We start from the raw sequence: 9,355 nt of genomic DNA, 5'->3' as shown, positions 1-9,355 counted from the left end.
CCCTTCCAGCAGCACCCCGAGCCCGGCGGTCACCACCACGGCGACCACCGCGCCGAGCACCGCGACCACGACCGTGGCCGGATCGCCCGGGTCGAGGAACACCGCGCAACCGAGCGCCACCAGGCACCCGTTGTACCCGGTCAGCCCCGCCTCGACGGTGTCCCGCCGCAGCCGGAGAGCGTACCCGGCGGCGGTGGAGACGGCGCTGCCCAGCAGGCCGTAGACGCCGTACTGCCAGCCGGCGGCGAACAGTGCGACGACGAAGAGGAGTCCGCACACGGCGGACGGCATGAAATCGACCTGGGCGACACCGCGCAGGACTTCGACGACCAACTTGACGGATAGCGGACGGACCACCGGCGGAACCCCTTCCGGGACTCCTTCCCCACCCTTTTGCAGACCCATGCGGCGCACCAATTCCCCGGTACGGCCGAGGGGGCTCGGGAGATTACTCGGGAGCCCGTTCGGCGATTCGTTGGGAACCGTACTCCTGCGGATTGCGGAGCGGGATGGGCGCGGTGGGTCACGCCAAATCGACGGTGGGTGACGGCAGGGCCGCTGAGCTGCAACATTCTGTTGAAATCAACGTCCGACAGAGTGGTTGAGGAGGGCAATTCTTTGCGAAGTTTTACTCGCCCTCGACAAGCGCCGGAATATGACCATGTCAAGTAATTCTTGACAAATTCCGCCGATCCCGGCAATACGGACAGCGGACACCGTGGGAAAGCTGTGGGAAAGCTGTGAAGCGCCGGGTGGATGTGGCGGAAGTGTGGTCGGATCGGGACGCCGGCGCACACGGCTCCGGTCAGGCCGCCGCCGGCCCCCCGCCGCCGAGGTGGCGCAGCAGGAAGCCCTCCGAGGCCGCCGCCTCGAAGTCGGGCACCGCCAGATGGCCCCCGGCGTTGGCGTACAGCGTCTTCTCCCGCGAGCCCAGCGCCCCGTACAGCGCCAACGCGCCCTCGCGCGGCTGGAGTTCGTCGTCCCACTGGAGGACGAACTCCACCGGCACGGTCACCCGCCCGGCCGCCTCCGCCAGCGCGGCGTTCCCCGCCAGGCCGAACACCGCCGCCACGATGCGGGGTTCGACGGCCGCGAGCGGGACGCCGATCACCGTGCCGAGCGACAACCCCCAGTAGCCGACCGGCCCCAGGCCCTCCCCCGTCGCGTCCGCCAAGGCGTCCAGCACCGCCCGCCACTCCGGCACGGCCCGCTCCGCGAGCGCCGCCGTGTGCCGGGCCACCCACGCGCTGACCGGACGCCCGGCCGCCAGCAACTGCCCGATCTCGGTGGCGAACCGCTCGTCCTGCGCGGTGCGCGCCCGCTCGCCGTGCCCGGGCGCGTCGATCGCCACCGTCGCCCACCCGTACCGCCGCGCGCAGCGCAGCGCCCGCTCCCGCGGCCCCCAGCGGCCCTGCCCGCCCCCGCCCCCGTGCCCGAGCAGCACCAGCGGCCGCGCGCCGGGGCCCGTACCGTCAGGGCCGGGAGGGCCGTCAGGGCCGGGAGGGCCGTCGGGGCCGGGAGGGCCGTCGTCGGGGCCGGAGCCGTCCGGCTGCCAGAGCACGCCGGGTACGCCGTCAAGGACGAAAGGGCGTTCCAGGACGCCGTCCGAGCTGGTCTCCGAGGTGAAGTGCACCCGTCCATGATGGCCCCCGACGCACGTTCGAGTCCGGCCTTTCCACCCCCTGGCCGATACTCGCCGGAGCCGCCCCGGCCCGGACCGCCGCACACGCACCACCGCACTGCTGCCGCGCCGCCGCGGCCCCGCCGACGCCCTGCCGACGCGCCGCCACCGCCCGGCCGGCGCCCTGCTACCGCGCCGCCGAGGACTCCCGCAGGAAGTCCGTCAGCAGTGCCGTCACCTCCGCCGGGCGCTCCAGGCTCGGCAGGTGGCCGGCCCAGGGCAGTTCGAGGTGGCGGACGTGCCGGGCGTTCGGCAGCAGGCCCGGCAGTTCGGCGGCGATCGCGCGGTAGTCCGGCAGGTCGTGGGCGCCCGCGACGGCCAGGGTCGGGGCGGTGATCCGGGCGAGGTCGGTCTCCTCCTGCTCCGGACCGCCCGTCGCGTCCCACTGCACCTCGAAGGCGTGGCGCTGCATCCGGCGGACGAACGCGCGGGTCTCCTCGTCGGCCTCCGGGCCCAGCCAGGTGCGGACGTTGAGTTCGACGGCGCCGTCGAGGTCGTCCGCCTCCACCAGCGCCTCCTCCTCGGCGCCGAAGGCCCGCAGGGCCTCGGAGGGCTGGTGGCCCGGCCGGCCGGCGCCGAGCAGGGCCAGGGCGGTGACCGCCTGCGGGCGCAGCGCCGCCACCGTCAGGGCCGTCCGCCCGCCGTACGAGGCGCCGACCACCGCGGTGGACTCGATGCCCAGGTGGTCGAGCAGGGCGAGGACGTCGGCGCCGGCGGCGTACGGCCCGTCGGCGAGCGGCGTCCCGCCGAAGCCGCGGAAGTCGCAGCGGACGACGCGGTGGCCGGCGTCGAGCAGGGCCTGCCACTGCGCGTCCCACATCCGCCGGTCGCACACCGCGGAGTGGAGCAGGAGGACGGCCGGACCGGCACCTGAGTCGTCATGGGAGAGGATCATGCGGCGGATGGTAGCCGTGGGAAGGGTGGGGCGCGAACCTTTTCTCCGCGGAGTAAGCGCTTCCGGCCCCGGGTGGGCTCTTGGTGGGCGAGGAGGTGCTCATGGGAGAACCGAAGAACACACGGGACGAGGAGTTCCAGACGTTCATCGTCGCGGCCTGGCCACGGCTGGTGCGGACGGCGTTCCTGCTGGCCGGCGAGCAGTACGCGGCCGAGGACCTGGTGCAGTCGGCGGCGGAACAGGCCTGCGCGGCCTGGTCGAAGGTGCGCCGGGCCGACGATCCGTACGCCTACGTGCGGCGGATCCTGGTGAACCAGCACGCCCGCCGCTGGCGCCGCCGGCCGCCGGAGCTGCTGGTCGACGCGGTGCCGGACGCGGCCGGGCCGGAGGACGGCTTCGCCCGCTCCGACCAACGCGGCGCACTGCTGGCCGCGCTCGCCACCCTGCCGCCGCGCCAGCGTGAGGCGGTGGTGCTGCGCCACTGGGAGGACCTGAGCGACAGCCAGACGGCAGTGGCGATGGGCTGCTCGGTGGGCGCGGTGCGCAGCCACGCGGCGAAGGGCATAGCGAAGCTGCGGCTGGTCCCGGCGCTGGTGGAGACGATGGACAGGACTGAGATCGGAGGGGCGGTATGACCATGGAGAACCCGGAAGCGGGCAAGGACACCGATCTGTGGGTCGGGCTGGGCCTGGCCGAGGCGGCGTCGACGGCGCGGATCGGACCGGTGCCGGTGGCGGACATCGTGGCGGGCGGCCGGCGGATCCGGCGCCGTCGCCGGACGGCGGTCGGCGCCGTGGCGCTGGCCTCGGCGGTGCTGCTGGCGGGCGGGGCGATCAGCCAGCTGCGGCCGGCCCCGGCCGCCTCCCAGCCGCTGGTCGCCGCGGGCACCGGCCACGGCTCCGGCACCGGCGGCCCGCCGACCCCCACGGCGGGCACGCCCACCACCCCGTCCGCGCGGGACCCGTTCACCCCGCTCCGGGTGGTGCTCGGGCAGGGCACCACGGCGGACGGCAAGGAGTGGAAGCTGTGGCAGGCGGTGTGGCCGACCGCGCCCAGGGACCGGGCGTACGAGCAGGCCCTCGCCGTGTGGCAGGAGCGCAGCCCGTACGACTCGGCGGTCGGCAAGCCCACCCCGGAGTACGTCGACCAGTACTACGACGCCGGCTCCGACGTCATCAACACCTACTTCACGGTCGACGGGGTCCGGCAGAGCCACGACTCCGAGGGCATCACCCCTGCCCCCGGCAAGCTCGACCCCCGCAGCGGCGCGTACATCGCCGGCGGCCTCCAGGGCGCCCGCGGCAAGGGCGACACCGTGGCGCCGGGCGAGATCGTCGCGCTGAGCCTCGGGCCGGACATCGCCCGGGTGAAGGTCACCTGGACGGACGGGAGCGTCACCGAACCGACCATCGTCACCGTGGGCGACCTGCCGCTGCGCCAGGTCGTGGTGGCCCGGCCGGCGGGCAAGACGGCCAAGCTGTGGGAGTTCTTCGACCGGAACGGCGCCAAGCTCCCGGACTCGGGGGCGCAGTTCCTGACCTCCTGACCTCCTGGCGCCCTGGCCCCTGGCCTCCTGGCTCCGCCCGGGCCGTCAGCCCAGCAGCAGCCCCGCCGCCACCTCCGCCCCGTCCGTGCGGATCTCGCGTGCGAGCGCCGTCGCCCGCGCGGCGACCTCCGGGGCCCGCGCCGCTCGGAGCGCGGTGGTCAGCGAATCGACGGTGGGGACGGCCCCGTCGTGGGCCGCACCGATCCCCAACTCGGCGACGCGGCCCGCCCAGTAGGGCTGGTCGACCATCTGCGGGACCACCACCTGCGGGACCCCGGCCAGGGCGGCCGCGGTGGTGGTGCCCGCGCCGCCGTGGTGGACGACGGCGGCGACCCGGGGGAACAGCGCCTGCTGGTTGACCTCGCCGACGGCGAAGCAGTCGCCCCCGCCGTCGGCGAGGGCGAGCTCCGCCCAGCCCCGGGCGAGCACCGTCCGCTGCCCCAGGGCCCGCGCGGCCGTCACCGCGTCGCGCGCCGCGTCGGGCGCGCCGCGCATCGGCATGCTGCCGAAGCCCACGTACACCGGGGCCTTCCCGGCGTCCAGGAAGGCGGACAGTCCGGCGGGCAGCGGGCGGTGGTCGGGCAGCAGCCAGGCCCCCGTCTGCACGACCGTGCTCCCCGCGAACTCCGGCCACGGGCCGAGGAGTTGGTCGGTGGCCAGCCAGGGGCGGTCGGTGAGGATGTGGTCGCGCACACGGTCCACGGCGGGCAGGCCCACCGAGGCCCGGTGGGCGTTGACCGGCTCGCGGAACAGCGCGTCCATGGTGCGGATGTTCTCCTGCCACAGCTCCCGGTTGTCCGTCACCCCCGGCGGGTGCGGGTGGCCCGGGTACTCGAACGGCGGGTGGTGCGGGGAGGGCAGCATGGTCGGCTGGAGGGCGACGTACCGGAAGCGGGCGCCGACCGTCTCGGCCGCCGACCGGGCGCCGGCCACCGCCGGGAACAGCCCGGTGGCCACCACCGTGTCCCCCGGCCGGGCGGTCGCCGCGACGGCCTCGTGGAACTGCCCGACCATCGTGGCCACCCGCCGGGGGAAGTCCCCGGGAGCGGGCGGCGCCCCGTTCACGGCCGCCCGCACCGCTGCCCGCACGTCCGGTCCGACCGGGACCAGCTCGACCCCGTCGACGGCCAGCCGCCGGGCGAACTCCTCGTCCGGCGGAGCGCACACCCGCACCGGCACGCCGAGCTCCCGCAACTTCACCGCGAGTCCCGCCAGCGGCTGGACGTCACCGCGCGAACCGTAGGTGGAGAGCACCACACGCATCCTGACATTCCTCCCGTTCTCCCCAGGAACCACCCTGGAGGGGGAGATTCTGCGGCACGACCGGGGCCTTGCGGCAAGACCCCCCGTGCGCTATAGCTTGAGAGTGGCGGGAGGCGCGTGCGGTCATCCGCGCAGGACCGCCACCACCTCCCCGACCAACTGCCGCGCCCGGTCCACCGTCGTGGCCAGCGCCTCGGGCGCCTCCCCGGCGGAGCCGAGCAGTCGACGCACCCGGGCCTCGAAGTCGACGGGCACACCGTCGAGTCGACCGGCGACGGCCAGCGCGCCCTTCTCGTTCAGGCACCAGCGCCGGTCCCGCGCGTACAGCGCCTGCACCAGCACGCCGACGGCCCGGGACAGGCAGAGCGACACGTACAGCACGTCGCCCCGCCCCGCACCCTTCGCGGCCGCACCGACCAGGAACTCCGCCTCCCAGGCCCCGGCCGTCAGGGCCGCCCGCAGCGGTTCGGGATAGTCCGCGACCTGCGCCCGCAGGGTCGCCAACTCCCCTGCCGGGTCAGCGAGTACGCGACCGAGCGCGAGCTCCCCGACGTAGCAGGGCGACCAGAACCCGAGCGGGTGCCCGGCCTGCACGCCGACCTCGTAGCGGCCCGCGCGGCAGTCCGCCCACACCCGCTCGACCCGGTCGAGGTCCCGCAGGATCCAGTCCACGGCGACCCCGCCGACCCGCAGCCACGCCCCACCGTTCACCCACGGCCCCCAGCCGCCGGGCCCGGCGACCTCGACCCCGGGGCCCGCCACCTCCCCCAGGGCGGCGAGGTCCAACTCGCCCCGGTAGTAGACCCCGAGGTCCCAGTCGGACTCCGGCCGGTGTTCCCCCCGCGCCCGGCTGCCCCCGAGCATCACCCCCACCACGCCCGGAACTTCGGCCAGCCGGGCCGCCATGTGCTCGATGTGCTCGGTGATCGCCTGCATGGCGGCATTCTGGCGCGCCCACCGCCCCCGGGCCACCGCATTCCAGCCCGGCGGGCTGCGCCGTGGACGGCCCCCGCCGCCGGGAACGGCTCCCTCGGGTCGACGGGCCGCGAGGGCCCGTCGCGTCAGGACCCGCCTGATCCTCGGCCGGTCAGGTGGGCGGCCAGGTCTTCGGCCAGGCGGGCGGGGTGGCCCCGGCGGCGGCGGGCGAGGGCGAGGCCGAGGTGGCGGCGGGGGCCGGGTTCGGCGAGGGGGAGGGCGACCAGGTCGGGGTGCGGGGCGAGGCCGATCTCGGGGATGAGGGCGATGCCGATCCCGCCCCGGACGAGGGACTGGGCGAACTCGTAGTCGGTCGCGGTGCAGGAGATCCGCAGCTCGACCCCGGCCAGGGCGGCGTGGTGGGTGAGCTGGCCGGCGGACTTGCGGCAGCCCAGGATCCAGCGCTGGTCGGCGAGTTCGGCCAGGTGCGGCGGCTCGGGCCGGTCCCGGTAGCGGATCGCGGCCGGGTGCCGGACGGGCAGGACGACCCGCAGCGGGTCCGCGCCGAGCGGGGTCCAGTCCAGGCCGGAGCGGTCGCCGGGGCGGCTGGGCGGCGGCCCGTCGAGGTGGTAGGCGAGGGCGAGGTCGGCCCGGCCTTCGCGGACGGCGGGCAGGCTCTCCTCCGGCTCCGCCTCCAGGACGGTGAGTTCCACCTCGGGGTGGTCGGCGGCGAAGGCGGCGAGCGCCGCGGGCAGCAGGCGGCGGCCGCCGCTGGCGAAGGTGGCGACGGTCAGGGCGGTCCGTTCGGCGGTCAGCCGGTCGATGCGCTGCCGGGTGTCGGCGAGTTCGGCGGCGATCGCGTCGGCCGCCTCGACCAGGAGGCGGCCCGCGTCGGTGAGGGTGACACCTCGGGTGGAGCGCTCCACGACGGGCGCGCCGAGGCCGCGTTCGAGGGCGGCGACCTGCTGGGAGACGGCCGAGGGCGTGCAGTGCAGGGCCTGCGCCGCCTGGTTGAAGCTGCCGCGGCGGGCGACCTCCCGCAGTACGGCCAGCCGCTGGACGTCGATCAACAGTTCTCCTTATGACGAGGGCTCCAGGTCGACACTACTGCTGTCGCCCCGTGCGCGGCAGGCTGACCACCGAAGCCGACCCGCAGAGGGCGGGGCGGCACGGTGCGGGACAGCACGGTGCGGGACGGCACGGCATGGGACGGCACGGTACGGAACCGGGCCGGACAGAGGGGATCCGAACGATGGACGTGTGCGTGATCGGCGGGAGCCGGTACTTCGGCAGGCAGTTGATCGAGGAGCTCCGCGACGCGGGCGCGGCGGTGACGGTGGTCAACCGCGGCTCGGTCCCCGCCCCGCACGGCGTGACCCACCTGCGCGCCGACCGCAACGACGAGGCCGCGCTGAACGCCGCGCTCGGCGACCGGCGCTTCGACGCCGTCGTGGACCAGGTCTGCTACACGCCCGTCCAGGCGGCCGTCGCCGCGCGAGTCTTCGCCGACCGCACCCCGCGCTACCTGCTCACCTCCACCGTCGAGGTCTACGCCCACCTCGGCCGCCCCGGCGGCGCACCGCTGCCGGAGCAGGCGCTCGATCTGTCGGCCGAGCGGGTGGACCTGCGACTCCCCTGGTCCGAGCGGGAGTTCCGGTCGGAGAACTACGCCGAGGGCAAGCGCCAGGCGGAGGCCCTGCTCACCCGGCTGGCCCCCTTCGACCTGGTCGCCGTCCGCACCGCGCACGTCCTCGGCGGCGCCGACTTCACCGGTCGGCTGGCGCACTACGTGGAGCGGATCGGGCGCGGCCTGCCGGTGGCCGTGCACCCGTCGCCGCAGCGCGCGTCCTTCGTCCACGCGCCGGAGATCGCCCGGTTCCTGGCCTGGGCCGCGCAGGCGGACTTCACCGGCCCGGTCAACGCGGCCTCCCCGGAGGCCCTGGACGTACGGGAGTTGTCCGCCGTGGTCGGCCAGGTGGTCGGCCGGGAGCCGGAGTTGGCCGTCGCCGGTGCGGGCGGGCCGCACTCCCCGTTCTCCTTCGACCACTGCTACGCGATGGACACCGGCCGGGCGGCCCACCAGGGCTTCCGCTTCTCCCCCGTCACCGACTGGCTGCCCCAGGCCGTCAAGGAGGCCCACGCATGAGCACGCTCCCCACGACTCCCGCCACCCGCCGGATCGGCGGCCTCGGCGTCGGCGCGATCGGCCTGGGCGCGATGCCCCTGTCGGTCGAGGGCCGCCCGGCCGAGGAGCAGGCCGTCGCCACCGTGCACGCCGCCCTGGACGCGGGCGTGACGCTGATCGACACCGCCGACTCCTACCACTGGCACGCGGACGAGGTGGGCCACAACGAGCGCCTGGTCGCCCGCGCCCTGGCCACGTACGGCGGCGGCACCGACGACGTCCTGGTGGCGACCAAGGGCGGGCGGGGCCGCCCCGGGGACGGCAGTTGGACGGTCGACGGCGACCCGCGCCACCTGCACCGGGCCGCCCGGGCCTCGGCCGCGCGGCTGGGCGTCGAGGCCATCGGCCTCTACCAGCTGCACAAGCCCGACCCGGCCGTGCCCTTCGCCGACTCGGTCGGCGCGCTGCGCGAGCTGGTGGACGCGGGGACGGTACGGCTGGTCGGCATCTCCAACGTGGACTGCGCGCAGATCCGCACCGCCCGGGAGATCCTCGGCCCGCACCTGGTCTCCGTTCAGAACCGTTTCTCCCCGGCGTACACCGCCACCCGCGACACCCTCGACCTGTGCACCGCACTCGGCCTGGCCTTCCTCCCCTGGAGCCCCCTCGGCGGCATCTCCACCAGCGCCGTCGACGACCCGGGCGCCGCCGCACCGGCGACCGACACCCCGTTCCACGCCCTCGCCCGCGCCCGGGGCGTCAGCCCCCAGCAGATCTGCCTGGCCTGGCACCTCGCCCAGTCCCCCGGCGTCCTGCCGATCCCCGGCGCCCGCCGCCCCGCCTCCGTCCGCGACTCCGCCGCCGCGGCCGGGCTCGTGCTGACGGCCGAGGAACTGGCGACACTGCACCTGTAGTCGCCCGTACGACACC

Annotated in this window: 10 protein-coding genes; 4 read left to right on the top strand and 6 right to left on the bottom strand. The window is 75.5% G+C overall.

Features of this window, described 5'->3' with window-relative positions; genetic code table 11:
• From ACFXPX_RS20905 to ACFXPX_RS20895, 3 genes are all read right to left on the bottom strand, one after another.
• Window positions 1-357 (bottom strand): urea transporter (locus ACFXPX_RS20905; protein WP_380642713.1); only part of this gene is annotated, 357 nt, incomplete at its 3' end.
• Between the two features lie 448 nt (window positions 358-805).
• A complete protein-coding gene (locus ACFXPX_RS20900) occupies window positions 806-1,633 on the bottom strand; it encodes an alpha/beta hydrolase (protein ID WP_380586998.1) in 828 nt (275 codons plus the stop codon).
• Window positions 1,634-1,808: 175 nt separating this feature from the next.
• Entirely contained in the window at window positions 1,809-2,576 is a 768-nt protein-coding gene (locus tag ACFXPX_RS20895; protein ID WP_375892079.1) for an alpha/beta fold hydrolase, read from the bottom strand.
• 101 nt (window positions 2,577-2,677) lie between these two features.
• Between ACFXPX_RS20895 and ACFXPX_RS20890 the strand changes: the two genes are divergently transcribed.
• Together ACFXPX_RS20890 and ACFXPX_RS20885 are read left to right on the top strand one after the other, a co-directional pair.
• Window positions 2,678-3,211 carry a SigE family RNA polymerase sigma factor gene (locus ACFXPX_RS20890; RefSeq protein ID WP_380642711.1) on the top strand — a complete coding sequence of 178 codons (534 nt, stop codon included), beginning with the start codon at window positions 2,678-2,680 and terminating at the stop codon, window positions 3,209-3,211.
• Window positions 3,208-4,122, top strand: coding sequence for a hypothetical protein (locus ACFXPX_RS20885; RefSeq protein ID WP_380642709.1), 915 nt, complete (start codon window positions 3,208-3,210; stop codon window positions 4,120-4,122). Before ACFXPX_RS20890 ends, ACFXPX_RS20885 begins: the two co-directional genes overlap by 4 nt.
• Window positions 4,123-4,167: 45 nt before the next feature.
• On the opposite strand, the gene ACFXPX_RS20880 is transcribed toward ACFXPX_RS20885, so the two are convergent.
• The 3 genes from ACFXPX_RS20880 to ACFXPX_RS20870 form a co-directional block, all read right to left on the bottom strand.
• A complete protein-coding gene (locus ACFXPX_RS20880) occupies window positions 4,168-5,385 on the bottom strand; it encodes a glycosyltransferase (RefSeq protein ID WP_380642707.1) in 1,218 nt (405 codons plus the stop codon).
• Between the two features lie 123 nt (window positions 5,386-5,508).
• Complete coding sequence (locus ACFXPX_RS20875) at window positions 5,509-6,321, bottom strand: nucleotidyltransferase domain-containing protein (RefSeq protein WP_380642705.1); 813 nt, start codon at window positions 6,319-6,321, stop codon at window positions 5,509-5,511.
• A 125-nt stretch (window positions 6,322-6,446) separates the two neighbouring features.
• Complete coding sequence (locus tag ACFXPX_RS20870) at window positions 6,447-7,370, bottom strand: LysR family transcriptional regulator (RefSeq protein WP_380642703.1); 924 nt, start codon at window positions 7,368-7,370, stop codon at window positions 6,447-6,449.
• A 182-nt stretch (window positions 7,371-7,552) separates the two neighbouring features.
• On the opposite strand from ACFXPX_RS20870, the gene ACFXPX_RS20865 reads away from it, so the two are divergent.
• Together ACFXPX_RS20865 and ACFXPX_RS20860 are read left to right on the top strand one after the other, a co-directional pair.
• The gene (locus ACFXPX_RS20865) at window positions 7,553-8,446 is read left to right on the top strand and encodes an NAD-dependent epimerase/dehydratase family protein (RefSeq protein WP_380642701.1); all 894 of its coding nucleotides are present in this window, start codon (window positions 7,553-7,555) and stop codon (window positions 8,444-8,446) included.
• Window positions 8,443-9,339 (top strand): aldo/keto reductase, encoded by an 897-nt coding sequence (locus tag ACFXPX_RS20860; protein WP_380642699.1) that lies wholly within the window; start codon window positions 8,443-8,445, stop codon window positions 9,337-9,339. The genes ACFXPX_RS20865 and ACFXPX_RS20860 overlap by 4 nt, the downstream gene beginning before the upstream one ends.
• The last annotated feature ends 16 nt before the right edge of the window (window positions 9,340-9,355 follow it).

It is taken from the genome of Kitasatospora sp. NPDC059146 (assembly GCF_042786665.1).
Taxonomy (GTDB): domain Bacteria; phylum Actinomycetota; class Actinomycetes; order Streptomycetales; family Streptomycetaceae; genus Kitasatospora.
This window is presented reverse-complemented; position numbering and strand designations above follow the sequence as displayed.

Coding starts and splice junctions, on each gene's coding strand:
- ACFXPX_RS20895 (WP_375892079.1), bottom strand. CDS start 2,576: ATGATCCTCTCCCATGACGACTCAGGTGCCGGTCCGGCCGTCCTCCTG.
- ACFXPX_RS20890 (WP_380642711.1), top strand. CDS start 2,678: ATGGGAGAACCGAAGAACACACGGGACGAGGAGTTCCAGACGTTCATC.
- ACFXPX_RS20885 (WP_380642709.1), top strand. CDS start 3,208: ATGACCATGGAGAACCCGGAAGCGGGCAAGGACACCGATCTGTGGGTC.
- ACFXPX_RS20880 (WP_380642707.1), bottom strand. CDS start 5,385: ATGCGTGTGGTGCTCTCCACCTACGGTTCGCGCGGTGACGTCCAGCCG.
- ACFXPX_RS20875 (WP_380642705.1), bottom strand. CDS start 6,321: ATGCAGGCGATCACCGAGCACATCGAGCACATGGCGGCCCGGCTGGCC.
- ACFXPX_RS20865 (WP_380642701.1), top strand. CDS start 7,553: ATGGACGTGTGCGTGATCGGCGGGAGCCGGTACTTCGGCAGGCAGTTG.
- ACFXPX_RS20860 (WP_380642699.1), top strand. CDS start 8,443: ATGAGCACGCTCCCCACGACTCCCGCCACCCGCCGGATCGGCGGCCTC.